The sequence below is a fragment of the Pseudomonas sp. 22082 genome (assembly GCF_052046055.1).
Lineage (GTDB): Bacteria > Pseudomonadota > Gammaproteobacteria > Pseudomonadales > Pseudomonadaceae > Aquipseudomonas > Aquipseudomonas pharyngis.
Window position 1 is genome coordinate 65,544 of the sequence record NZ_JBQEQB010000022.1, and the last position, 24,167, is coordinate 89,710.

At 60.3% G+C, this 24,167-nt stretch carries 23 protein-coding genes; 9 read left to right on the forward strand and 14 right to left on the reverse strand.

Features of this window, described 5'->3' with window-relative positions:
- Positions 1-5: 5 nt before the first annotated feature.
- From ACTJK9_RS23230 to ACTJK9_RS23240, 3 genes are read right to left on the reverse strand one after another with little or no spacing between them, the layout of a single operon-like run.
- A complete protein-coding gene (locus ACTJK9_RS23230; protein ID WP_064598090.1) occupies positions 6-1,082 on the reverse strand; it encodes a glycosyltransferase in 1,077 nt (358 codons plus the stop codon).
- Positions 1,083-1,123: 41 nt separating this feature from the next.
- Positions 1,124-3,346, reverse strand: coding sequence for a polysaccharide biosynthesis tyrosine autokinase (locus tag ACTJK9_RS23235; protein ID WP_074689229.1), 2,223 nt, complete (start codon positions 3,344-3,346; stop codon positions 1,124-1,126).
- 38 nt (positions 3,347-3,384) lie between these two features.
- Positions 3,385-3,825, reverse strand: a complete 441-nt coding sequence (locus tag ACTJK9_RS23240; protein ID WP_039772775.1) for a low molecular weight protein-tyrosine-phosphatase — start codon at positions 3,823-3,825, stop codon at positions 3,385-3,387.
- Positions 3,826-4,115: 290 nt separating this feature from the next.
- Here ACTJK9_RS23240 and ACTJK9_RS23245 point away from each other — a divergent pair, with 290 nt between their 5' ends.
- On the forward strand, positions 4,116-5,060 hold the full coding sequence (locus tag ACTJK9_RS23245; RefSeq protein WP_085613132.1) for a glycosyl hydrolase family 5: 945 nt from the start codon (positions 4,116-4,118) through the stop codon (positions 5,058-5,060).
- A 187-nt stretch (positions 5,061-5,247) separates the two neighbouring features.
- Positions 5,248-6,174: a transaldolase gene (tal, locus tag ACTJK9_RS23250; RefSeq protein ID WP_440816582.1), complete on the forward strand. Its 927-nt coding sequence runs from the start codon at positions 5,248-5,250 to the stop codon at positions 6,172-6,174.
- A 73-nt stretch (positions 6,175-6,247) separates the two neighbouring features.
- Here the strand turns inward: tal and rssC are convergent, their stop codons facing one another.
- The 3 genes from rssC to ACTJK9_RS23265 all read right to left on the reverse strand — a co-directional run bounded on the left by rssC (position 6,248) and on the right by ACTJK9_RS23265 (position 8,923).
- Positions 6,248-6,730 carry an anti-sigma factor antagonist RssC gene (rssC, locus tag ACTJK9_RS23255; RefSeq protein WP_003226553.1) on the reverse strand — a complete coding sequence of 161 codons (483 nt, stop codon included), beginning with the start codon at positions 6,728-6,730 and terminating at the stop codon, positions 6,248-6,250.
- On the reverse strand, positions 6,730-7,911 hold the full coding sequence (gene rssB / locus ACTJK9_RS23260) for a two-component system response regulator RssB (protein WP_041475374.1): 1,182 nt from the start codon (positions 7,909-7,911) through the stop codon (positions 6,730-6,732). The genes rssC and rssB overlap by 1 nt, the downstream gene beginning before the upstream one ends.
- A gap of 322 nt (positions 7,912-8,233) precedes the next feature.
- The gene (locus ACTJK9_RS23265) at positions 8,234-8,923 is read right to left on the reverse strand and encodes an MlaA family lipoprotein (protein ID WP_011335174.1); all 690 of its coding nucleotides are present in this window, start codon (positions 8,921-8,923) and stop codon (positions 8,234-8,236) included.
- 186 nt (positions 8,924-9,109) lie between these two features.
- Between ACTJK9_RS23265 and ACTJK9_RS23270 the strand changes: the two genes are divergently transcribed.
- The gene (locus ACTJK9_RS23270) at positions 9,110-9,730 is read left to right on the forward strand and encodes an HAD family phosphatase (protein WP_440816585.1); all 621 of its coding nucleotides are present in this window, start codon (positions 9,110-9,112) and stop codon (positions 9,728-9,730) included.
- A gap of 108 nt (positions 9,731-9,838) precedes the next feature.
- Entirely contained in the window at positions 9,839-10,102 is a 264-nt protein-coding gene (locus tag ACTJK9_RS23275) for a DUF4404 family protein (protein ID WP_440816587.1), read from the forward strand.
- Positions 10,103-10,166: 64 nt separating this feature from the next.
- Here the strand turns inward: ACTJK9_RS23275 and queF are convergent, their stop codons facing one another.
- The gene (gene queF / locus ACTJK9_RS23280) at positions 10,167-10,997 is read right to left on the reverse strand and encodes an NADPH-dependent 7-cyano-7-deazaguanine reductase QueF (protein WP_085608218.1); all 831 of its coding nucleotides are present in this window, start codon (positions 10,995-10,997) and stop codon (positions 10,167-10,169) included.
- 61 nt (positions 10,998-11,058) lie between these two features.
- Entirely contained in the window at positions 11,059-11,592 is a 534-nt protein-coding gene (gene copI, locus ACTJK9_RS23285) for a copper-resistant cuproprotein CopI (protein ID WP_085613130.1), read from the reverse strand.
- 154 nt (positions 11,593-11,746) lie between these two features.
- Here copI and ACTJK9_RS23290 point away from each other — a divergent pair, with 154 nt between their 5' ends.
- Both ACTJK9_RS23290 and ACTJK9_RS23295 read left to right on the forward strand, forming a co-directional pair.
- Complete coding sequence (locus ACTJK9_RS23290) at positions 11,747-12,427, forward strand: heavy metal response regulator transcription factor (RefSeq protein ID WP_011335179.1); 681 nt, start codon at positions 11,747-11,749, stop codon at positions 12,425-12,427.
- Positions 12,427-13,767, forward strand: coding sequence for a heavy metal sensor histidine kinase (locus ACTJK9_RS23295; protein WP_085613129.1), 1,341 nt, complete (start codon positions 12,427-12,429; stop codon positions 13,765-13,767). The genes ACTJK9_RS23290 and ACTJK9_RS23295 overlap by 1 nt, the downstream gene beginning before the upstream one ends.
- Positions 13,768-13,797: 30 nt before the next feature.
- On the opposite strand, the gene ACTJK9_RS23300 is transcribed toward ACTJK9_RS23295, so the two are convergent.
- From ACTJK9_RS23300 to ACTJK9_RS23310, 3 genes are all read right to left on the reverse strand, one after another.
- On the reverse strand, positions 13,798-15,042 hold the full coding sequence (locus tag ACTJK9_RS23300; protein ID WP_440816592.1) for a lipoprotein-releasing ABC transporter permease subunit: 1,245 nt from the start codon (positions 15,040-15,042) through the stop codon (positions 13,798-13,800).
- Positions 15,043-15,105: 63 nt separating this feature from the next.
- A complete protein-coding gene (gene lolD, locus ACTJK9_RS23305; RefSeq protein WP_162831788.1) occupies positions 15,106-15,789 on the reverse strand; it encodes a lipoprotein-releasing ABC transporter ATP-binding protein LolD in 684 nt (227 codons plus the stop codon).
- A gap of 7 nt (positions 15,790-15,796) precedes the next feature.
- The gene (locus tag ACTJK9_RS23310; RefSeq protein ID WP_011335182.1) at positions 15,797-17,047 is read right to left on the reverse strand and encodes a lipoprotein-releasing ABC transporter permease subunit; all 1,251 of its coding nucleotides are present in this window, start codon (positions 17,045-17,047) and stop codon (positions 15,797-15,799) included.
- Between the two features lie 94 nt (positions 17,048-17,141).
- Between ACTJK9_RS23310 and ACTJK9_RS23315 the strand changes: the two genes are divergently transcribed.
- Both ACTJK9_RS23315 and ACTJK9_RS23320 read left to right on the forward strand, forming a co-directional pair.
- Positions 17,142-17,723, forward strand: a complete 582-nt coding sequence (locus ACTJK9_RS23315; RefSeq protein ID WP_039772787.1) for a PilZ domain-containing protein — start codon at positions 17,142-17,144, stop codon at positions 17,721-17,723.
- A 14-nt stretch (positions 17,724-17,737) separates the two neighbouring features.
- Positions 17,738-18,460 carry a glycerophosphodiester phosphodiesterase gene (locus ACTJK9_RS23320; protein ID WP_064381085.1) on the forward strand — a complete coding sequence of 241 codons (723 nt, stop codon included), beginning with the start codon at positions 17,738-17,740 and terminating at the stop codon, positions 18,458-18,460.
- Between the two features lie 42 nt (positions 18,461-18,502).
- Here the strand turns inward: ACTJK9_RS23320 and sthA are convergent, their stop codons facing one another.
- Together sthA and ACTJK9_RS23330 are read right to left on the reverse strand one after the other, a co-directional pair.
- Positions 18,503-19,897 (reverse strand): Si-specific NAD(P)(+) transhydrogenase, encoded by a 1,395-nt coding sequence (gene sthA / locus ACTJK9_RS23325; RefSeq protein WP_007953019.1) that lies wholly within the window; start codon positions 19,895-19,897, stop codon positions 18,503-18,505.
- Positions 19,898-20,094: 197 nt separating this feature from the next.
- Complete coding sequence (locus ACTJK9_RS23330) at positions 20,095-21,144, reverse strand: FAD:protein FMN transferase (RefSeq protein WP_256575419.1); 1,050 nt, start codon at positions 21,142-21,144, stop codon at positions 20,095-20,097.
- A gap of 53 nt (positions 21,145-21,197) precedes the next feature.
- Between ACTJK9_RS23330 and ACTJK9_RS23335 the strand changes: the two genes are divergently transcribed.
- Positions 21,198-22,490, forward strand: coding sequence for an MFS transporter (locus tag ACTJK9_RS23335; protein ID WP_039772790.1), 1,293 nt, complete (start codon positions 21,198-21,200; stop codon positions 22,488-22,490).
- 65 nt (positions 22,491-22,555) lie between these two features.
- Here ACTJK9_RS23335 and ACTJK9_RS23340 read toward each other — a convergent pair whose 3' ends face one another.
- On the reverse strand, positions 22,556-24,019 hold the full coding sequence (locus ACTJK9_RS23340; RefSeq protein WP_039772791.1) for a glyceraldehyde-3-phosphate dehydrogenase: 1,464 nt from the start codon (positions 24,017-24,019) through the stop codon (positions 22,556-22,558).
- Between the last annotated feature and the right edge of the window lie 148 nt (positions 24,020-24,167).

Genomic DNA, 24,167 nt, shown 5'->3' on the forward strand with positions numbered 1-24,167 from the left:
TCTACTTAATAAGAGGGAGCGGAATACACGTCGTAGGTCTGGCGGATCATCAACGCGGCGCTGAAACGCTCGCGGACGATGCGCCGACCTTCGATGCCGAGGGCCGACAACGCAGGCTTCTGGATTTTCTTCAGGCGATCGGCCAGCGCCTGGTGATCACCGGCAGGGAACACGTAACCGGACACACCATGGGTGACCAGTTCGGGCAACGACGTGCAGTCGCTGGCAATCACCGGCAGGCCCAGCGCCATGCCTTCCAGCGGCACCATGGCAAAGCCTTCCCAGCGGCTCGGCACGATCAGCGCATCGGCTTTCTGATACAGCGCGTGCACTTCGGTTGGGGTCACCCAGGGCAGGTATTCCACCCCGTCCAGCGGCGGACATTCGACCACGTCCTCGTTCACTGCACTGCCCACCACCGTCAGTTTCAGGTCGCTGCGCTTTGCTTCGCTGTAAGCCTTGAGCAATACGTCGAAGCCTTTCTGGTAGTCGAGGCGACCGACGAACAGCAGATGAATCGGTGCCGGATCGTTGGCCTTGCGTTCTTCATGCTTGTGATCGATGCCGTTGTAGATCAGCGTCATGCGCTTGCGCTCGATGCCAAACTTCGCGGCCTTGTCCAGCTCGAACTGGCTGACGCAGATGATCGTGTCCGTGACCTTCTGCAGCACCCGTTCGATCCCCGCATAGACTTTCTGCTTGATCGGCGAGCTTTCCATCAGGAACGAAAACGCATGCGGGCAGTAGACGATTTTCGGCTTGCGCCACGGCCGTAGGAGCACGCACACGCAACGGCCGATCACCCCGGAAAAGGTGCTGTGCAAATGCACCACGTCGGGTTTTTCCTTGAGCAGGACCCGCGCCAGTTGCCAGGCAAAACGCAGCAGCGACGGCACGTTCCGCCCGCTTCGGGCGAAGGTGCGGATCTGCTGTGGATCGATGCCGTGCAGCTCTTTCTTCTGGTCGAGCGGGACCAGATACACCAGCTCATAGCGCCCGTCTTCGGGAGCCGCCGAAATTGTGCGGATGACCGTCGCCACCCCACCTTTGATCGTTTCCGCCACGTGCAGTATTTTTTTCACAACTCACCCACTTTCATGCCTGTAAGAACCGTCGCTGAATTTCAGGACTGGTCGGACGCGTATTCGTAGTTGTAATAGCTGCCGTTGCCGTAATAGCTGGCCGCGCGCTTCTCGACGCCGTTGAACACCGCGCCTTTCAACTCGATACCGTTCTGGGCGAAACGCCGGATCGTCATCTCGATTTCCTTGGCCGGGTTCACCCCGAACCGGGCGACGATCAGGCTGATGCCGGCTTCGCGACCGACAATCGCCGCATCGGTCACCGCCAGCAGCGGTGGCGTGTCGATGATCACCACGTCATAGCGCTCGCTGAGTTGCGCCAGCAGGTCGCGGAAATTGGCGTGCATCAACAGTTCGGAAGGGTTGGGCGGGACTTGGCCACGGCTGATGAAGTGCAGGTTGTCGACTTCAACCTTGTTGATCGCCTGTTCGAGGGTGCAGCGCTTGACCAGCAGATCGGACAAGCCGTTGGTGATCGGCGTGTTCAGCGTCTTGTGCAGATGCCCCTTGCGCATGTCGGCGTCGATCAGCACCACGCGCTGTCCGCTTTGCGCCATGACCGCTGCGAGGTTGGAAGAGACGAAGGTCTTGCCGACCTGCGGGCTCGGGCCGGAAATCATGATGCGGTTGTTGGTCGAATCCAGTGCGGCGAAGTGCAGGCAGGTGCGCAGGCTGCGGATCGATTCGATAGACAGGTCCGTCGGGTTGCGCAGGGCCAGCAGATACGCCGGCGTGTCCGCCGCGACTTTGGCCCGGACTTTTTTGCTGTCCTCTTCCTGTTGCAGAGCGCTGTAGGGAATCGACGCGTAGACCGGCAAGCCGAGCTGCTCGATGCCTTCCGGCCCTTCCAGGCCCTTGCTCAGGGATTTGCGCAACAGCACCAGCGCCACGCCGACGAAGGCGCCGAGGAAGGTGGCGATCAACACGATCAGGGCTTTTTTCGGTTTGACCGGGCTGGTCAGGTCGACATCCGCCGTATCCACCAGACGCACGTTACCCACAGCGCCCGCGCGAACGATGTCCAGCTCCTGGGATTTGTTCAGCAACTGGGTGTAGATCTGCGAGGCGACTTCGACATCGCGGGTCAGGTTGAGCAGTTCCTGCTGCGTGGCTGGCAGGTCCTGAACCTTGCCTTCCAGCGAGCGCTGTTGCTGGGTCAATTCGCCAATCTGGGTCATCAGCGCGCGGTAGGCCGGGTGCTGTTTGGTGAACTTGCGATCCATCTCCGCCTGTTGCAGTTTCAGCTCGGAAATCCGCGTTTCGAGGGCCACGGACTGGCCGAGCACCGATTGGGTTTCCATGGAGATGTTCACGGTCTTGCCGTGGGTCTGGTAGGCGTTGAGCGCATCGCTGGCCTTGGCCAGATCACGCTTGACCTGCGGCAACTGGCTTTGCAGGAAGGCCAGGCTTTGCGCCGCTTCGGCGGAGGTGCGGCGCACGTTCTGATCGACGTACAGCGCGGCGATCTTGTTGAGGATCTTCACCGCTTCGGCGGCGTCGCTGCTGGCCAGGGCCAGACGGATGATGCCGGACTCCTTGCCTTGCTCGGAGATGTCCAGCGCGTCCTGATAACCCTGGATGGTCACGATTCGTGGGTTGCGCACCACTTCGAAACGGGTCCCGGGATTGGCCAACAGTTGCGCGACCTGCCCTTCTACGCCGTCCTGCGCGAAGGCTTCGCCCGCCACGCCTTCGACCAGCAGGTTGTCGTTGTCGTCCAACAGCTGAAAGCGATGTTGTTCGCCGGCAATCAGGGTGAGTTTCTTGCCCAGCAGTTCCTTGGGCAGATTGAGCTTCGCAAACTCCAGGCGTTCACCGCCCCAGGCGTAGCTGCTCAGGCCGAAACGCGGCGGCGCGACGCTGAGTTCGGTCTCACCGCGATAGCGCCGGGAAAGAAAGCCGCCGATCAGCGGGAAGGTGTTGGGGGTGACGTCGATGTCCAGGCGCAGATCGTCGACCGTTTTGCCGATTACCGCGCGGGATTTGATGATGCCGATTTCGGTCACCGACGGCGATTGCCCGCCGAGCATGCTGTTGAGGTCGGAAAAACCGAGCATGTCGTTCTTTTTCGGTTCGACCTGCACCAGCGCGTTGGCCAGATACACCGGCGTGGCCAAAATCGCATAGGCCACACCGGTCATCATGAACGCGCCGGTGAACGCACCGATCAACCATTTCTGATCGATCAGGCTGCCGAAGATGCCGAGAAGATCAATACTGTCTTGATCATTGTCGCGGGTGCCTATTACTGACGGTAACTGCATAAGTCTTTCTTACCATTCACTGAACTGAAGAATATTCATCAACGCGCCAGGCGTTGCGCCCATGAGCTAACAGCATCTTCAATCAATGCATGGGCATGAATAAAAGCGGCTTGCCCCTGACGATACGGGTCCTGTATTTCTCGTTCGCTCTGCCACTTGCCCAGCAGAAACACTTTGCCCCTGGCGTGAGAGGCAATCTTCAGTACTTGATTAACATGTTGTTTTTCCATCACCAGAATCAGGTCTGATTCATTGACGATGTCCGCTGTCAGTTGCCGCGCCTTGAACCCTTCGGCACTGTGTCCGCGGTCTTCCAGCACTTGGCGCGCGGTCGACTCCATGCCTTCGCCGACCCGTGCAGACAGGCCTGCGGAGGTCACGCTGATCGCCGAGGGTGTCAGTGCATTGCGCAACAGAAGTTCCGCTGTCGGACTTCGGCAGATATTGCCTACGCAAACGACAAGAATCTTTTTGAACAAGGTTTACTTTCCCGTGTAATGTCAATCGGCCAACATGCCTTGCAAATTCGAATGAACCCGCAAGACCTTCCTTCACTCGGAAATAGATTCACCCTTAATACCGATGCATTAAGTAACACGGTCTCTAAAAGTCCCCCAACCAGAATTACCGGACTAAAAATAACTGTGATTTTCAGGCGAAAGTTTTCCGACAAAAAATAACATTCGTGCACTTAGCATCCTTATTGCCCTCGAAACCTGTGTAACGAGATAACCCTTCGCTAGATGTCATTCTCATCAGGAGAGCCGACATGAAATCAGCACATCTCAAACATCTGGGTGCCGCCGCCCTGTTGACGCTCAGTGCCACCGCGCAGGTTCACGCCAGTACGCTGTTCCCGTCATTGCCCACCCGAACCATTGGCGTTCAGGTCAAGATCCAGAACTTCACCCCGGCGGACGCCGAGCAGATCAAAGCGGCCGGATTCAGCTTTGTGCGCTTCGGCGTCTGGAGCGACAGCCTCGGCGGCAAGGCCTACCAGAAACAGATCAGCGATGCGTTTGCGACGGCGCGGTCCGCCGGGTTGCCGGTCTTGATGACCGTTCGCGCCACCAAACCCTTGACCGGTGACCTGACCACCGCCGGTGAAGCCTTTGCCAACGCGGTGAGCGGGCTTGAGCAAGCCTGGAGCGCGCAACTGGTGGGGATCGAAATCTGGAATGAGCCGGACCTCGACACCTACTGGCCCACTGGAGACTTCAAGAACACCTTCGTGCCGTTCATGACGGCCATGTGCAAGACGCTGCAGGGCAAACCGCAATCGACGCCTCTGGTGGGCTTCGGTTTTGCCCGTCCGCCAACGGCCGGCTCCGCCTCGACCGTGGCCCTCAACAGCATCCTCGGCACTTATCCTGAGTGCCTGGACGCCATTTCCTATCACCCCTACGGCATGACCGCGACGCAGATCAGTAACGCGCAGACCTTCATCCAGCAAAACTTCCGTCTGCCGGGCGTTATCAGTGAATGGGGCGTCTCGGCGCTCGCCTCCAACGGCGGGCCGGAAGGGCAAGCCACTAAAATCTCTGCGTTCATCGCCGATGTTAAAAAACTCAACATTCCACTGACGTCGATTTACGAATGGAAGAACAGCGAGTCGGGCAGCAACGACCGGGAGAAGAATTTCGGCCTGCTGACCTCCGACGGCCAGCCGAAACCGGCACAGACGGCGGTCTCGACGCATTTGAATGCCGATTAAGCCGTACAGCGGGTCAGTTGCTTTGAACCTGTGGTTCTTTTTGGCATCGTATTGATCGATACGCGCCCCGCCTTTCAAACAGCCGTTTTCAGGTTGTTGCCGCCGGGGCGCTCGATACGCCGACATGCCCTTGAGTGGCTGTCGGTGCTCGGGTAATGTCACCAGACCCATAGGACAGAGCACGCTCATGACTTCCAAGCTGGAACAACTCAAACAGTTCACCACCGTCGTGGCCGACACCGGCGACTTCGAAGCGATTGCCCGGGTCAAACCGGTCGACGCCACCACCAACCCTTCCCTGCTGCTCAAGGCAGCGGCCATCCCGGCTTACGCCGAACTGCTGAACGCCAGCGTCGGCGACTGCAAGGGCGATGTCGGCCTGGCCAGCGACCGTTTCGGCGTCGCGGTCGGTCAGGAAATCCTCAAAGTGATCCCGGGCCGCATTTCCACTGAAGTGGATGCGCGCCTGTCGTTCGACAAGGACGCAGTGCTCAAACGTGCCCACCGCCTGATCGAGCTGTACGACAAGGCCGGCATCGGCCGTGACCGCGTGCTGATCAAGATCGCCTCGACCTGGGAAGGCATCCGCGCCGCCGAGATCCTGGAAAAGGAAGGCATCCAGACCAACCTGACCCTGCTGTTCTCCTTCGCTCAGGCCGCTGCCTGCGCCGATGCCGGCGTCTTTCTGATCTCGCCGTTCGTGGGCCGCATCTACGACTGGTACAAGAAGGCCAACGGCAACGACTACACCGGTGCCGACGATCCGGGCGTGCAGTCCGTGACGCGCATCTACAACTACTACAAGGCCAATGACTACAAGACCGTGGTCATGGGCGCGAGCTTCCGCAATCTGAGTCAGATCGAGCAACTGGCCGGCTGCGACCGCCTGACCATCAGCCCGGACCTGATCGAGAAACTGGCAGCCGACACCGGCAAGCTGGAACGCAAACTCGCTCCGGGCCACGCTGGCGAGGCGCGTCTAAGCCTCAACGAAGCGCAATTCCGCTGGTTGTCCAACGAAGACGCGATGGCCACCGAGAAACTGGCCGAAGGCATCCGTCAGTTTGCCCGTGACCAGGAAAAACTCGAGGCGCTGCTGCAAGCCAAGCTGTAATCGGCCGAGCGCAAACGCAAAAAGGGCGAACCCTCACAGGTTCGCCCTTTTTTGTGCCTTGCGGTCTGGCTGATCAGTGCCGTTCGAGGGCATTCACCAGGTCATGGAAGGCTTCGCGGTTGGAGTCGTTCAGGCCCATGAGGATCTTGTGCGCTTCGAGCACCTTGATCCGCACCACCTCTTCCGACTGGTCCTGATCCGGCAGGTCATCAAGGCATTCCGGGCACGGCACGGGATGATTGACGATATTGAACACCTGCTCGAAACCCATCGACTGCAGCAGACGGGTGATGTCCTCGTGGGTGGTGACCACGGTCGGCAGCAGGCCGACCTTCTGCCGCGACAGGATCGACAGCTTGGCCAGCAGGCCCAGGGTGGTGCTGTCGATGCTGCGGGTTTCGGTCAAATCGATCACGATCGCGTTGAAATTCAGCGCGGTGAAGATTTTTTCAATAGTCGCATCCAACGCCGAACACAGGGTCAGGCGAACTTCACCGACGAACTTCAGGACGAAGGTGCCGTCCTGCTCGGCGAACTGGATTCTACCGGTACTCATCAAAGATTCCTGCTCAACACCAACAGGGCGATATCATCCGGCATCTCCCCTAGCGTGGCCAATCCAAAAACCTGCCGCAGACCATCCAGGCTGCCGCCCGCCGACTTCACCTTTTGCGGTAAAGCGGCTTCTTTCTCTTTGAGTGTGGGCTCTGGCAAAAGATCCAGAATGCCATCAGACATCAGCGTCAGGCTGAACGTCGGTGGCAGCTCGAGCACGTGGTCTTCGTAGGTAGCTTCGTTGAAAAGCCCCACCGGCAGACCGCGCCCCTCGAGGTAGCGAACACTGTCAGGCGTGTACAACACAGGCAACGGCAGATGGCCGCCGATGCTATAGGTCAACAAACCGGTCTCCTCGTCGATGACTCCACCGACCATTGTGACGTGTTTACCCAGCTTACAACTGATCAGCCCCCGGTTGATATGACCGAGGACTTCCGAAGGCTTGAATTCCGGCAGCGTGCCGTTGCGCTTGGATTCGAACAGCAGGCGCGTGGTCATGAACTTCAACAGCACGGTGACGAACGCCGAAGAGGCGCCATGACCGGACACGTCCGCCAGGTAGAACGCCACCCGGCGCTCGTCGACCCGGAAGTAGTCGACAAAATCACCCGACAAGTACAGCGACGGGATGATCTGGTGCGCAAACCTGAATTCGTCGATGGCCCACGGACTTTCCGGCAGCATGTTCATCTGCACCTGGCGACCGGCGTTCTGGTCTTCCTGGAGCAGGTTCAGGCTGGCTTCGAGTTCGCGGTTGGCCTTTTCCAGTTTCTCGCGGTAGCGCTGGTTTTCCAGCAGCAGACGCGCACGATCCAGGGCCCGGCGCACGGAGTGCTCGAGCACGGCCAGATCTTCGAGAGGCTTGATCAGGTAATCCGCCGCGCCCAGGCGCAGGGCCTCGACCGCGTCGTTCATCACGCCGGCGCCCGAGACCACGATCACCGGTGTCTGCGGCGACCGCTCAGTGACCTGACGGATGAGTTCGAGACCGCCCATCTGCGGCATGCGCAGATCGCAGATGACCAAGTCGGGCGTGTCTTGCTCGAATACCTGAAGACCCTGCTGGCCGTTACTGGCCTGCAAGACGCTGAAACCACTGTCTTCCAAATAGGCCGCGAGGCTCGCGCGCACTACTTCGTCATCATCGATTATCAGCAGCGTGGCACTGGTTTTTGGCATGTGGGCAAACGGCGCCAGAATTAGGTTGGCGTAGCAGGCGGGGCAACGGCCCGGCGCAGACTACTGGATTCGCTTTCTAGCCTCTCTGCTGCACCGCTTCGGAGCATTCGCGCCGCACACGGTTGCACCAGAGGTGCCCTTCTAAGGCGCAGACGGTACTCCCATCCTTCGAGCGTTTCAAGCATGCGCCGATGGTCGCTTGGAGACTTTGTTTGTCAAATCACTCGCAGTTATAAGAACGGCTTGTACCGTAACCCGATCATTGGACGCGCCCACAAAAAAGGCGACCTCGCGGTCGCCCTTTCATACCGATCAATCGAGATCAGAAATCGTCTTCAACCTGCCCGTCCTTGACCTTGAACTCGCGGTTCTGCAGGTAGGCGTTGCGGATGAAAGTGTACTTGTCGCCGCTGATCAGCTTCTCGCTGGACAACAGGCTGGCACGGGTGTCGACGATGTTCAGGCCGAAAATCGAGTTACGCACCGGCACATCGTTGATGTAGCGGTACGGGCCGGTGAAGCTGTCGACGTATTTGGACGGTGCATCGCGCAGGGTGCTCGGGCCCATCAGCGGCAGCATCACGTAAGGACCGCTACCCACGCCCCAGTAGCCGAGGGTCTGGCCGAAGTCTTCGTCACTGCGGTTCAGGCCCATTTTGGTGCCGACGTCGAAGAAACCGAGCAGGCCGAACGTGGTGTTGAAGATCAGGCGCGCGGTGTCGACGCCAGCCGCAGCCGGTTTGGCCTGAAGAATGTTGTTCGCCAGGTTGGTGACATCACCGACGTTGCGGAACATGTTGTGGATGCCGTCTTCCAGGAATTGCGGAGTAACAAATTCATAGCCCTGCGCCAGAGGCTTCAGCGCATAGGTATCAACGAAATCGTTGAACTGGAAAATCGGACGGTTGACGCTTTCCCAAGGATCTTCTTCCGTTGCGGCCTGAGCGGCGAACGGCACCAGCATTACGCTGGCACATACACAAAGCTGAGCAAGAGGATGGCTCCAGCGCATAGAAAACTCCTTGGATAGTACGGACGCAGCACCTGGGCCGCGGCGATTAGTGCGTCAGTATAAGACGGAAACGGCGCTTTAGGCAGTTCCCCCGGTGAAACCCACTGTAGGACGCTTCGTCATTGGCCTGTCATGCAATTGTCACCGACATTGCCTAGCCTGATCGCTATTTCAGGGACGTTTTCCATGCCTCGAGCCGAAGCCTTGCCCCTCGCGGCACCGACGCTGACCGCCGTGCTGTTCGGACTCAGCGGCTGTCTGGTGGACTTCGGCGCCCGCGCCCGTCATCAAACCAGCGTCGGCCCGGAACACGCCGACGTCACACCCGGCGCCCTCGACAGCCTGCGCAGCCTGCAGCGCCAGCAAATTCCCTGCGCCTGGCTGGATGAGTTGTCCATCGCGAGCACTCAGGTACTGGCATCGGCGCTGCCAGACTGGATCAAACCATCGCAATATTCGGCAACAATCAATCCTTGGCCGGCGCCCAACGCCTGCTGGCAAGCGTTGATGGGATTGAACGTCGATCGCCTCGACGGTTGCGTACTGGTCAGCGGCGAACCGCGCCTGCTGCAATCGGGCCTCAATGCCGGGTTGTGGACCATTGGCCTGGCGTCCTGCGGTTCACTGTGCGGCCTGGCGCCGAGTGAATGGCAGGCCCTGAGCCAGAAGGAGCGCGAACAACTGCGCGGCAAGGCGACCGTGCAACTGTTCAGCCTGGGCGTGCACTCGGTGATCGATCATCTGGGCGAGCTCGACACTTGCCTCGCGGACATCAGCCTGCGTCGTCTCAAAGGCGAAAAGCCCTGACCGGGATCATGCAGGTTGGACAAGAGTGGATTAGTCTTAAGGAGAGCCATAGACCTTTGGCGCGCGGCTGCGGTCTATGCCAGTGCCTCTCGATAAAAGGAAACAACCATGCCCGCTCAAGAACTGCAAAAACAGCTCACTGCCCTGCGCGAGCAACTGGATCAAAATCCTCCGCTGACCGAAGCCGAGCGCGCTGATCTACATGCCCTGATGGAACAGATCGAACTGGAACTTGAACTGGAAACCAAAACCAAGGACTCCAACATTGCCGATGGCGTGAACCTGGCCGTTGAGCGCTTTGAAGTTGATCACCCCACCATCGCCGGCACACTGCGCAACATCATGAATTCCCTGGTCAGCATGGGCATCTGAGACCCCGCGAATGCAAAAAAGCCCTGCCATCACTGGCAGGGCTTTTTCATGTCTGCGATACGGGTTACTGACGAACCAGACGGTGGTTCGGCAGTTGCACGCTTTCAGTGCTGCGGTACGGGTTGATGTCCAGCCCGCCCCGGCGCACATAACGCGCAAACACCGTGAGTTTTTCCGGTTTCAGCAGGCGCTGCAGGTCGAGGAAGATCCGCTCCACGCACTGCTCGTGGAAGTCCGAGTGCTGACGGAAGCTGACGATGTATTCCAGCAGGCTGGCGTGATCCAGCGCCGCGCCACGGTATTCCACCACCACGCTGCCCCAGTCCGGCTGACTGGTCACCGGGCAGTTCGATTTGAGCAGATGACTGTGCACGCTCTCCTCCACTACGCGCGAATCGTCGCAGCGCAGCAGTTCAGGACGCGGGTGTTCGTAGTTGCTGACGCTGATGTCCAGATCGTCGATGCACACGCCCGGCAGCGCGACAACGCCTTCGGCTTCGACGTCTTTCAGGCTGCGGACCCGCACGCCCACCGGTTTGCCGGCAGCGGCAGACAAGTCCTTGACCAGCGTCGCTTCCAGGCTCGCGATATCGGCGAACGGCGTCTGGTTCAGCGAGTTCAGGTACAGCTTGAACGACTTGGATTCGATGATGTTCGGCGAATCCGCCGGAATGCTGAATTCACCGATCGCCACCACCGGTTTGCCCGACGGCAGCAGCCACGACAGTTCGAAGCAGTTCCAGAAATCCACGCCTTTGTACGGCAGGGTTTCGGCGGTCAGGCCCAGCTCGGCCCATTTCGCAGTGCGCGGAATCGGGAACAGCAGGGATGGCGTGTACGTGGCGATGTATTCGCTGGATTTGCCCAGCGGCGAATGTTCGGCTGCGGGATGCATGGCGGAAACCTGACTGAAGAATCAGCGGATTCTACCAGCCTTTGCTCCCGCCTTTGAGTGCTTACTGACTGACAGTCAGTTTGCCGACCATTCCGGCCTGGTAATGCCCGGGAATGTTACAGGCAAACTCCAGATTCACGGCTTTGCTGAAGGTCCAGGTCAACTCGGCGGTCTTGCCCGGCTCCACCAGCACGCTGTTGGGGTCGTCATGCTTCATGCCATGCCCCATCGAGCCGTGATCCATGCCCGCCATGTCGTGGGACATTTCCTTCATGCCGGTCGGCGTCAGCATGCCGCTTTGCTGCATCTGCAACATTTCCTGCTGATGTTTTGCATGCATCGCCGCGTCGCCAAGGTTGAATTCATGCAGCAACCGGCCTTTATTCACCAGCACAAAACGAACGGTCTCACCGGCCTTGATCTCGATCGCTTTCGGATCGAAGCTCATGTCGCCCATCACCACTTCAATGCTGCGGCTGGCCTTGGCCGCCGGGGCCGGCTGGCCGAAGTCATAGGTGTGCGCCGGCGCTGCCCACAGCGGCGAATTGAGCGCCAGCAGACACGCGGCAAGGGCCAGACGGTTGCGCAAAAACATAGTCGTACTCCAACAAATCAAGGTTCAGCCTGTGGGAAACTCTAGCCCGCCTGCGCTGGCAGCGACCTGACAGGCAGATTACAACTTTGTCAGGTTGGCGCTCACCGCGTTTGCCCACGGTATAACGTCCTCGTTCCCGCTACCCGAGTCGCCCATGAAACTGCTGATCGTCGAAGACCAACCCAAAACCGGCCAGTACCTGCGCCAGGGCCTGACCGAGGCCGGTTTCAACACCGAACTGGTGGCCGACGGCACCACCGGCCAGCAATTGGCGTTGAGTGGCGACTATGCGCTGCTGATCCTCGACGTGATGCTGCCCGGACGCAATGGCTGGCAAATCCTGCAAGCGGTGCGCAGCGCCGGTCTGGAAACGCCGATCCTGTTTTTGACCGCAAAGGACACCGTTGAAGACCGTGTGCATGGTCTCGAACTGGGCGCCGACGATTATCTGGTCAAACCGTTCGCCTTCTCCGAACTGCTCGCGCGGGTGCGCAGCCTGTTGCGTCGCGGCAGTTCCACGCCCCAGGAAACCAGCCTGCGCCTGGCCGATCTGAGCCTGGACCTGATTCGCCGCCGGGTCGAACGCAGCGGTCAACGCATCGACCTCACCGCCAAGGAGTTCGCCCTGCTGGAAATGCTCCTGCGCCGCCAGGGCGAAGTGCTGCCCAAATCGCTGATCGCTTCACAGGTCTGGGACATGAACTTCGACAGCGACACCAACGTCATCGAAGTAGCGATTCGCCGACTGCGCCTGAAGATCGACGACGACTTCCCCAACAAGCTGATTCACACCGTTCGCGGCATGGGTTACGTCCTTGAAGAGCGTGCCGACTGATGCGCAGACTGTCCTTGAGCGGCCGGCTGGCACTGTTGTTTGCAGGCTGTACCGCCGTGGTTTCGCTGGTCGCCGGGGTCGTTTTCAATCGGGCCAGCGAGGGCCACTTCATCGAGCTCGACCAGCAACTGCTCGAAGGAAAACTGCTCAGCGTGCGTCAGACACTGCTGAGTGGTAGCGACGCAGCGCACATCACCGACGAGTTGAGCCAGCAGGGCGATATCACGTTGCGCGTCAGCGGCCCTGAGGGCCAGCGCTGGTTTGGGCGCTCGTTGCATACCCCCGCAAACCTGCCGCAACAGCCCGGCCTGGCCACCATCAGCGACAACGGCACCGACTATCGCCTGCTCAACGCCGCGCTTGAACCGGGAAAATCCGATTCCCCGCAATTGACCTTGCTGCTGGACATCACCCACCACCAGCACTTCCTGCAACGCATGCAGCATCTGATCTGGCTAACTGTCGGCCTCTCCGCGCTGGCCACCGCGCTGCTCGGCGCCTGGGCTGCCCGCAGCGGTCTTCGCCCGTTACGGCGCATGAGTGCCGTGGCCCGTGGGATTTCGGCGCAATCGCTGAATGCCCGACTGCCGGAAGCGCGGATGCCTGCAGAGCTCGCGGAATTGGCCCACAGCTTCAACGCCATGCTCGGACGCCTCGACGATTCTTTTCAGCGGCTTTCAGCGTTCTCCGCCGACATCGCCCATGAGCTACGCACACCACTTTCCAATCTGCTGACCCACACCCAGGTCACCCTGACCCGCCCTCGCCCTCTCGAAGACTATCGCGAGGCACTGCACAGCAACCTCGAAGAGCTGCAGTGGATGGCGCAGTTGGTCAACGACATGCTTTATCTGGCCAAGGCTGACCACGGTTTGCTGGTGCCCAAGCGTGAACCGCTGGAGCTGGCTGAAGAAGCCGATGCGTTGCTGGAGTTTTTTGCGCCGCTGGCCGAAGACGCTCAGGTCATCCTGAGCCGTGACGGTGCGGGGCAGCTCGAGGGGGATCGCGCGATGTTGCGCCGGGCGCTATCGAATCTGCTGGATAACGCGTTGCGCTTTACCCCTGCAAACGGCGAGGTGCGCATTCGGGTCACCGAGCAGGCGAAATCCTTGAGGGTGACCGTGGAGAACAGTGGCGAAGGGATTTCTGCGGACTTGTTGCCGCGTTTGTTTGACCGGTTCTACCGGGCGGATCCGGCGCGCCAGGAAGGCAGCAGCGAGCATGCGGGATTGGGGCTGGCGATTACTCAGTCGATCATCCGGGCTCATGGCGGGCAGATTCATTGCGAATCGGCTCAGGGCTGGACGCGGTTTGTGATTGAGTTGCCGAAAAGCGACTGAGGCCGGCAATGCCGGCCTCAATGGGGGAACTTACGAATAGCGCAACGCGTGCGCCGGTTCGATCTTTGCCGCTCGCCAGGCCGGGTAAACCGTGGCCAGGAAGCTGAGGATGAAGCCCGCCGAGCAGATCAGCAGCACGTCGCCGCCCTGCAATTCCGATGGCAGGTTGCTGACGAAATACACGTCCGAACTGAAGATGTGCTGCCCGGTCACCCGCTCGACCCAGCCCACCATCTCACTGACGTTCAGCGCCGCAATCACACCCAGCACGCCACCAATGATGGTGCCGACGATGCCGATCACCGTGCCCTGCACCATGAAGATCGCCATGATCTGCCGTGGCGTGGCGCCGATGGTGCGCAGGATCGCGATGTCCGCGCCTTTGTCGTTCACCACCATGATCAGGGTCGCGATGATGTTGAACGCCGCCACCGCGACGATCATCAGCAGCAACAGGCCGATCATGGTTTTTTCCATCTTCATCGCGCTGAACAGACTGCCCTGGGTGTGGGTCCAGTCGTCAGCCTTGAAGTCGGTGCCGAGGCCGCTGGCAATGTCCGATGAAACCTTCGGCGCAGCGTACAGATCCTTCACCGCCAGACGCACGCTCTGCACCTGATTCGGCTCCCAGTGCTGCATGGTCGCGGCGTCGGAGACGTGGATCAGGCCCATGGAACCGTCGAGTTCGGCGCCAACCTTGAACACGCCGACCACGTTCAGGCGCTGCATGCGCGGGGTGATGCCGCCCGGTGCAGTGCTGACTTCCGGCACGATCAGGGTGATCTTGTCGCCGACGTTGAGGCGAAAACGCCGAGCGGTGATTTCGCCCAGCACTACGCCGAACTCACCCGGTTTCAAGGCATCGAGACGACCCTGAACAATGTGCTGGGCAACGATCGACACCTTGCCTTCCTGAGCCGGGTCGACGCCGCTGATCTGGATCGGCTGCATCATGCCCTTGTAGGACAGCATGCCTTCCATCTCGGTGAACGGCACGGCGGCCGTCACTTGCGGGTTCTTCATCGCGGCGGCGGCCACTGGCTGCCAGTCGTCGATCGGCTTGACGCCGACGATGGTCGCGTGGGGCACCATGCCAAGAATGCGCGAGCTCATTTCGCGCTGGAAGCCGTTCATCACCGACAACACCACGATCATTGCCAGCACGCCGAGGGCGAGGCCGATCATCGAGGTCATCGAAATGAACGAAACAAAGCGATTGCGGCGCTTGGCGCGGGTATAGCGCGTGCCGATAAAGATCGATAACGGTCTGAACATTCGCTGGGGCACCGTATAAAAATAAAAGACCCGACGCTTTTTCAGACATCGGGTTTCAAGCCGTCAGATGGGGGTCAGGCAACCTTCCTGCAGTTGCAGGACGCGGTCCATCTGGCGAGCCAGGTTCATGTCGTGAGTCACCACCAGAAACGCCGTGCGCATCGAAGTGCTGAGTTCCAGCATCAGATCCTGAATGCCTTCAGCGGTGTGGGAGTCGAGGTTGCCGGTCGGCTCGTCGAGCATCACCAGCCCTGGATTGTTCACCAGCGCCCGGGCGATGGCCACGCGCTGGCGTTCGCCACCGGACAGCTCTGCCGGTTTGTGCTCCAGGCGATGACCCAGGCCGACCCGTTCCAGCAACGCCGTGGCACGCTGACGTGCTTCCGGGATCGCGGTCTTGCCGATCAGCAGCGGCATGCAGACGTTTTCCAGCGCGGTGAATTCCGGCAGCAGGTGGTGGAACTGGTACACGAACCCGAGGGCGCGGTTACGCAGCAGGCCACGCTTCTTTTCGCTCAGCGCCGACAGCTCTTCACCGTCGAGCCAGACACCGCCCTTGGTTGGCGTGTCGAGACCGCCCAGCAGGTTGAGCAAGGTACTTTTGCCCGAACCGGATTTGCCGACGATCGCCACCCGCTCGCCCGGATGCAGTTCCAGTTGCAGGTTGGCCAGCACTTCCACCGACTCCGGGCCTTCCTCGTAGGATTTGCCCAGGTTGCGGCAGCTCAAGATTGCTTTTTCACTCATGCCCGACTCACTCATAACGTAGCGCCTCCGCCGGCTGGGTGCGCGCGGCACGCCAGGCTGGATACAGGGTGGCGAGGAAACTCAGGACCAACGCAGCGGCGCAGACCATGACCACGTCCTGGCTCTGCACCTGCGACGGCAGGTAATCGATGAAATACACGTCGGCGTTGAGGAATTTGTGTCCGATCACGCCTTCGAGGGCGGAAATCGCGGCGCTGACGTTGAGCGCGGCGAAGATCCCGACCACGGCGCCGATGGCCGTGCCGACCACGCCGATCACCGTGCCCTGCACCATGAACGTGCGCATGATCGTGCCCGGCGTGGCGCCCAGTGTGCGCAGAATGGCGATATCGCCCTTCTTGTCATTCACCACCATCACCAGCGTGGAAATGATGTTGAAAGCCGCCACCGCGACGATCAGCAGCAACAGCAGGCCGATCATGGCTTTTTCCATGCGGATCGCCTGATACAGGTTGCCGTGGGTACGGGTCCAGTCGCGGGCGTAGTAACGGTCTTCGCCGAGGCGCTGGGCGATGTTCCACGCCTCACGCGGGGCCTGGAACAGATCGTCGAACTTCAGGCGCAGGCCCTGCACCTGATCAGGCTTCCAGCGATGCATCTTCGCCAGATCCTGCAGGTTGGTCACGCCCAGATAGCCGTCCAGTTCACCGGCGCCGACATGGAAGATGCCGACCACGGTGAAGCGCTTCATGCGCGGGAACATCCCGGCCGGGGTCACACTGACCTCCGGCGCGACGAAGGTGATCTTGTCACCGATGCCCACGCCGAGCTTGGTCGCGGCCTTGTCGCCAATCACGATGCCGAAGCTGCCCGGCGTCAAATCGTCGAGTTTGCCCTGCTTCATGAAGTTGTCGATGATCGAAACGTTGCGCTCCAGCGCCGGATCAATGGCATTGAGCAACACTTTGGACACCTGGCCGTTGTTGGTCAGCAACCCCTGCATCTGGGTGAACGGCGCAACGGCCGCCACCTGCGGGTTCTGCTTGACCTTGGCAGCCAGGCTCGGCCAGTCGTTGATGGCTTCACCGGACTCGATGGTCGCGTGGGGCACCATGCCCAGCACGCGGGTGCGCATCTCATGATCGAAGCCGTTCATTACCGACAGCACCACGATCATCACGACCACGCCAAGGGCGAGCCCGATCATCGAAGTCAGGGAAATGAATGACACAAAATGATTGCGACGCTTTGCACGGGTATAACGCGTGCCGATAAATACGAAGAGAGGTCTGAACATGTCGGGGCTTGTTCGGAGGGAAAAGGAACGTCCTTGTGGCGGGGGTCGATAACCAGCTTTACACTCAGACCACCGCCGCTACCATGGGTTCGCCATGTCGACATTAGATGAAGAAGATCGCCGCGAATACTACCGTATCGAGGACACGATCGCACTGGAAATTCGGCCCCTGTCCGCTCCCGAAGCCGCAGGCCAGGAAGTGTTGCAGGATGCTTCTCCACTGTTCAACCTGCTCAGCGAATTGCACCTGAGCGAATTCGAGTCGCAGCACCTGCTGCGCCAGATCAGCGAACGCGACCGCGCCATCGCGGCGTTCCTGAAATCCCAGAACAAACGCATCGACCTGCTCAGCCAGGTGGTCGCCCTGACCGTGCTCGGCCATATCGGCGAGCCGCAACCGGTGATCATCTCCGAGGGCGGCATCGACTTTCAGCACCCTACCCCGATCGCCACCGGCGCGCACCTGTCGGTGAAACTGGTTCTGATGCCCCAGGCGCTTGGCCTGCTGCTGCGCGCCCGCGTGACCCATTGCGACCGCAAGGGCGACGGCTACGACGTCGGCACCGAGTTCGAACACTTGACCGATGCCCAGCGCCAGTTGCTCGCCCGCTATATCTTGCAGAAGCAGGCCCAGGAACGACGTCTGGCCCGCGAACAGAACGAATCAGGCATCTAAATTAAGGAAGAACCGTGACCCTTATCTACGGCCACCGCGGCGCCAAGGGCGAAGCACCGGAAAACACCCTGAGCAGTTTTCAGGAATGTCTCAAGCACGGCGTTCGCCGTTGCGAGCTGGACCTGCACCTGTCCAAGGACGGCGAGCTGATGGTCATCCACGACCCGACCCTCAAGCGCACCACCGACCGGCGCGGCAAGGTGGTCGAGCACACCGCCGCCGAGCTGGTGACCTACGACGCGCGCAAGGGCGGTCCGGGCTGGATCAAGCCATGCCCGATTCCAACGCTGGAAGAACTGTTCGAAAAGTGTGATTTCGAGCACTGGCAGCTGGAAGTCAAAAGCGCTTCTCGCACCCGCGCCGCGACCACCGTGCTGGCGATCCGCGAAATGGCAGTCAGACACGGGCTGCTCGACAAGGTGACAATCACCTCGAGTTCGCGGGAAGTGTTGAAGGCTGCACTGGATCTGGTGCCCGACGTATCGCGCGGCCTGGTGGCCGAATACGCCTGGCTCGACCCGTTGAAGGTCGCACAGAGTTACGGTTGCGAGATTCTGGCGTTGAACTGGACGCTGTGTACGCCGGAACGCCTGCAAAAGGCGCAGCGTCAGGGGCTGCATGTGTCGGTGTGGACCGTCAACGAGCCTGCGCTGATGCGCAGACTCGCCGACTTCGGCGTTGACAGCCTGATTACAGACTTTCCCGGTTTGGCCACTGCCACCCTCGGGAATGGCTGAAATCGGTCTCCCCGGCCGGCTCAGGCCACCGGCCGGAGCCCGTCAAAAAAGCCGGTTGAGGCCGTCGTACGCCGCTACCCGATAGGCTTCGGCCATGGTCGGGTAGTTGAACGTCGTGTTGACGAAGTACTTCAGGGTATTCAGCTCGCCCGGCTGGTTCATGATCGCCTGACCGATGTGCACGATCTCCGACGCCTGATAACCGAAGCAGTGAACGCCCAGCACTTCGAGGGTTTCACGGTGGAACAGGATCTTCAGCATGCCTTGCGGCTCGCCGGCGATCTGTGCCCGCGCCATGCTCTTGAAGAACGCCTTGCCCACTTCGTACGGCACTTTGGCCTGGGTCAGCTCCTGCTCGTTCTTGCCGATCGAGCTGATCTCCGGAATGGTGTAGATGCCGGTCGGCACGTCATTCACGAAACGCCAGCTGCCATTGTCGACGATGCTGCCAGCGGCGGAACGGCCCTGGTCGTGGGCGGCACTGGCCAGGCTCGGCCAGCCGATCACGTCACCGGCGCCATAGATATTCTGCACGCAGGTGCGGTAGTTCTCGTCGACTTCGATCTGGCCACGGCTGTTGACCTTGACCCCGATGTTTTCCAGACCCAACTGGTCGGTGTTACCGGTACGGCCGTTGCACCAGAGCAAGGCGTCGGCCTTGATCTTCTTGCCGGACTTCAGGTGCAGGATCACGCCGTTGTCCACGCCTTCGACGCGGTCATACTCTTCGTTGTGACGCACGGTGATGTTGTTGTTGCTGAAGTGGTAGCTCAACGCCTGGGAGATTTCCGAGTCGAGGAAGCTCAACAACTGACCACGGTTGTCCACCAGCTCGACCAGCACGCCCAGACCGCTGAAGATCGAGGCGTATTCGCAACCGATCACGCCGGCGCCGTAAACGATCAGTTTGCGCGGGGTGTGGCCGAGGCTGAGGATGGTGTCGCTATCGTAGATACGCGGGTGGTGGAAATCGATGTCCGCCGGGCGATAAGGACGCGAACCGGTGGCGATGATGATGTGCTTGGCCACCAGTTTCTCGACCACGCCGTTGGCGCAGACCACTTCGATGGTTTGCTCGTCGGCGAAGCTGCCGGTACCGAAGAACACGTCGACGCGGTTACGGGCGTAGTAGCCGGTACGCGAAGCGACTTGTTTGGAAATGACTTTCTCGGCGCTTTTCAACACGTCCGGGAAGGAGAACCAGCGCGGCTCGCCGATCGCACGGAACATCGGGTTGGTGTTGAACTGCATGATCTGCCGCACCGAGTGACGCAGGGCCTTGGACGGGATGGTGCCCAGGTGGGTGCAGTTGCCGCCGACCTGGCGACGGCTGTCGACCATCGCCACCTTGCGCCCTGCTTTGGCGGCGTTCATTGCCGCGCCTTCTCCCGCCGGGCCGGAACCCAGCACCACCACGTCGTAGTTGTAGACAGCCATGCGTACTCCTCAGAACAGGCCGCGATGCCAGCAGCACCGGCGGCTAAATCACGCCGAACGACGGCGCGAAGGAACAATTGGGGGCCAGTAGAAAACCCGGACACAGTCTATAGAAGCGTCAACGCCGCGCACATTAACCCTTGGTCGCGTCGTAGGCTACTTTTGCATGCACTACAACGCCAGCTTTCGTACTGTTCTCAGTCAACTTTTGCGCCACTGAGCCGTTCGAACGCGTGACTGGTGCGTGTGACGAAACCTTTATCGGCACGAATCACAAAGAATGCACCAATGTCGTGTTTTTCGGCATAGTCCCAGGCCCTTTCAGGGCCGAGAATCAGCAACAGCGTCGATAGTCCATCGGCCATCAGCGCTGAAGGATGAATTACCGTGACCGACGCCAAGTCATGCAGGACCGGCGCACCGGTCCGGGCATCGAAGGTGTGGGAATAACGCCGGCCATCCTGCTGAAAAAAGTTGCGGTAGTCGCCGGACGTGGAGAGGCCGTAGCCATCGACATTGATGACGCGCTCTGCAAGCTGCTGATCGTCGCGCGGTTCTTCCAGTGCGATGCGCCATGGCGAACCGTCGGGCTTCTTGCCGGATGCCTTGAGCTCGCCGGTGGCTTCGGCAAGGTAATCATGTATGCCCAGAGCCTGGAGCCGCGCGGCAATGGTGTCGACCGCGTAACCGGCGGCGATGCTGTTGAAATCCACCTCGACCGCCGCGTCCTTGCACAACCGGTCACCGTCGATGCGCAGGTGCTGATGACCGACGCGCTGCCGCACTTCGGCCAGCGCCGCCACATCCGGGACTTTTTCTTCACGGCCTTGCGGGCCGAAACCCCACAAATTCATCAGCGGTTCTACGGTGAGGTCGTAGGAGCCTTCGCTTTGTTGCGACAGCTGCTCGCCCACGCGGATCAATTCAAGGACCGGCGCGGGCATGACCTGACAGCGATCAGCCGGCAATGCATTGAAGCGCGAGATGTCGGAGTCCGCACGGTAAGTCGACATCTGCCGGTCGACGTCCGCGAGGATTTTTTCCACTTCGACACGCACCTCCTGCGGCGCAGGCAGATTGGCGTGGCGCACGTACTTGATCGAATAGGTGCTGCCCATCGTCGGGCCGCCGAAAGTCTCCAGGGAATCACCGTTGCCGCAGCCGGACAAAAACCCGGTCAGCAGCACGAGAATCACCCAGCGTCCAGTTAACAATTCTTCATCTCCCCGCAAAACCGCGCCGGCCATTATGGGCTACGAGCGCAACGCTTTCTTACAAGATTTAGAGCGAGTACCTACCCATGTCTTCCACGACCGGCAAAGGCAAGGCGATTTTTCGCGTTGTCAGCGGCAACTTTCTCGAGATGTTCGACTTTATGGTCTACGGCTTCTATGCCACGGCCATTGCCAAGACCTTCTTCCCTACCGACAGCGCCTTCGCGTCCCTCATGCTTTCCTTGGCCACTTTCGGCGCCGGCTTCCTGATGCGTCCGTTGGGGGCGATTTTTCTCGGTGCCTACATCGACCGACACGGCCGGCGCCAAGGCCTGATCATCACGCTGGCCATGATGGCGGCCGGCACCGTGCTGATTGCCTGCGTGCCGGGCTACGCCACCCTGGGCGTCGCTGCACCGCTGATCGTGCTGTTCGGGCGATTGCTGCAAGGTTTCTCGGCCGGCGTCGAATTGGGCGGTGTGTCGGTGTATCTGGCGGAAATCGCCACACCGGGCCGCAAGGGCTTTTTCGTCAGTTGGCAGTCCGCCAGCCAGCAGGCGGCGGTGGTATTCGCCGGCCTGCTCGGGGTCGGCCTCAACCACTGGCTGAGCCCGGAACAGATGGGCGACTGGGGCTGGCGCGTGCCGTTCCTGATCGGCTGCATGATCGTCCCGGTGATTTTCGTCATCCGCCGCTCGCTGGAGGAAACTCCGGAGTTCCAGGCGCGCAAACATCGCCCTACCCTGCAGGAAATCATCCGTTCGATCGGTCAGAACTTTGGCATCGTCATCGCCGGCATGGCGTTGGTGGTCATGACCACGGTGTCGTTCTACCTGATCACGGCCTACACACCGACGTTCGGCAAGGCGGAACTGCACCTGTCGGACTTCGATGCGTTGCTGGTGACCGTGTGCATCGGTCTGTCGAACTTCTTCTGGCTGCCGGTGATGGGCGCGGTGTCTGACAAGGTTGGGCGTAAACCCCTACTGCTGGCGGCGACGATTCTGGCGATCCTGACCGCTTATCCGGCGCTGTCGTGGCTGGTGGCGAACCCGAGCTTCAGCCATTTGCTGATCGTCGAGCTGTGGCTGTCCTTCCTGTACGGCTCGTACAACGGGGCAATGGTGGTGGCACTCACCGAAATCATGCCGGTAGAAGTTCGTACGACCGGTTTCTCGCTGGCCTACAGCCTGGCGACCGCGACCTTCGGTGGCTTTACCCCGGCGGCCTGCACTTATCTGATTCATGTGCTGGACAACAAGGCGGCGCCGGGGATCTGGCTCAGTGGCGCAGCCGTATTGGGCCTGATCGCCACGCTGGTGCTATTCCGTGGCAACAGGCACGAACTGCGCACGGCCCAAGCCGCCATCCCCCGCTAAGGCAAATCGCGCGCAAACAAAAACGCCCCGACCAGAGTCGGGGCGTTTTCAATTGCAGCTAAGGCTTAGCGCGGGAACGCTGGCGGGTTTACACCGGCCATGTCCTCCATCACGCGAACCACCTGGCAGCTGTAGCCGAACTCGTTGTCGTACCAGACGTACAGAACAACGCGGTTGTCCTGAACGATGGTCGCTTCAGCGTCGACCACACCGGCGTGGCGCGAGCCAACGAAGTCGGTCGAAACCACTTCCTGCGAATTGACGAAGTCGATTTGCTTGTGCAGATCGGAGTGCAGCGCCATGTAGCGCAGGTACTCGTTCATCTCTTCACGGGAGGCGGCTTTCTCAAGGTTCAGGTTGAGAATGGCCATGGACACGTTCGGCGTCGGAACGCGGATCGCGTTACCGGTCAGCTTGCCGGCCAGCTCAGGCAGGGCCTTGGCAGCAGCGGTGGCAGCACCGGTCTCGGTGATCACCATGTTCAGCGCGGCGCTACGGCCACGGCGATCGCCTTTGTGGAAGTTGTCGATCAGGTTCTGGTCGTTGGTGTACGAGTGAACGGTTTCGACGTGACCGTTGATGATGCCGAACTTGTCATTCACGGCTTTCAGCACCGGCACAATGGCGTTGGTGGTGCAGGAAGCGGCGGACACGATCTTGTCGTCAGCCGTGATTTCGTTGTGGTTGATACCGTGAACGATGTTCTTCAGCTTGCCCTTGCCAGGTGCGGTCAGAACAACGCGGTCGATACCCGGGCACGCCAGGTGCTGGCCCAGGCCATCGGCATCACGCCATACACCGGTGTTGTCCACCAGCAGCGCATCTTTGATGCCGTACTGGGTGTAGTCCACTTCGGTAGGGTTCTTCGCGTAGATAACCTGGATCAGGTTGCCGTTGGCGGTGATGGTGTTGTTTTCTTCGTCGATGGTGATGGTGCCGTTGAACGAACCGTGTACCGAATCGCGACGCAGCAGGCTGGCGCGTTTGGTCAGGTCGTTTTCGGCGCCCTTGCGCACCACGATGGCACGCAGACGCAGGCCGTCGCCGCCACCGGTTTTCTCGATCAGGATACGCGCCAGCAGACGGCCGATACGACCGAAGCCGTACAGCACAACGTCGGTGCCTTTGCGGGCCGAAGCGTTTTGCTGGCCAACCACGTCAGCCATTTCTTCACGCACGAACTGCTCGGCGGTGCGGCCGTTGCCTTCGTTACGGAATTTGTACGCCAGCTTGCCCAGATCTACCGAGGCCGCGCCGAGCTTGAGCTCGCTCATGGCCTTGAGCAGTGGGAATGTTTCGTGGACGGAGAGTTCGCTGTCGTCGGCAGAGCGGTGGCGAGCAAAGCGGTGAGCTTTGAGAATCGCGATGACAGACTGGTTGATCAGGCTGCGGCCATAGATCGAGCTCACCACGTTGTTGTTGCGGTAGAGCTGACCGATAAGCGGAATCATCGCTTCTGCGAGTGCTTCACGGTCGATCCATTCACCAAGACACTGGTCGGGCTTCTGAGTCACGGTAACCTTCCACATGTAGGGGCAGAAAAAAGGGGCTACATTATGCCGCCGAGAACCTCTTGTAGCAATGCGCGCCTGTCGCGCAATCGGTAACAAAAACCCGTCCAAAAAAATAACGCTCTCCGCCAGCCCAGTAAAACCGGGGCTTCCAGCGCAGTCAGTT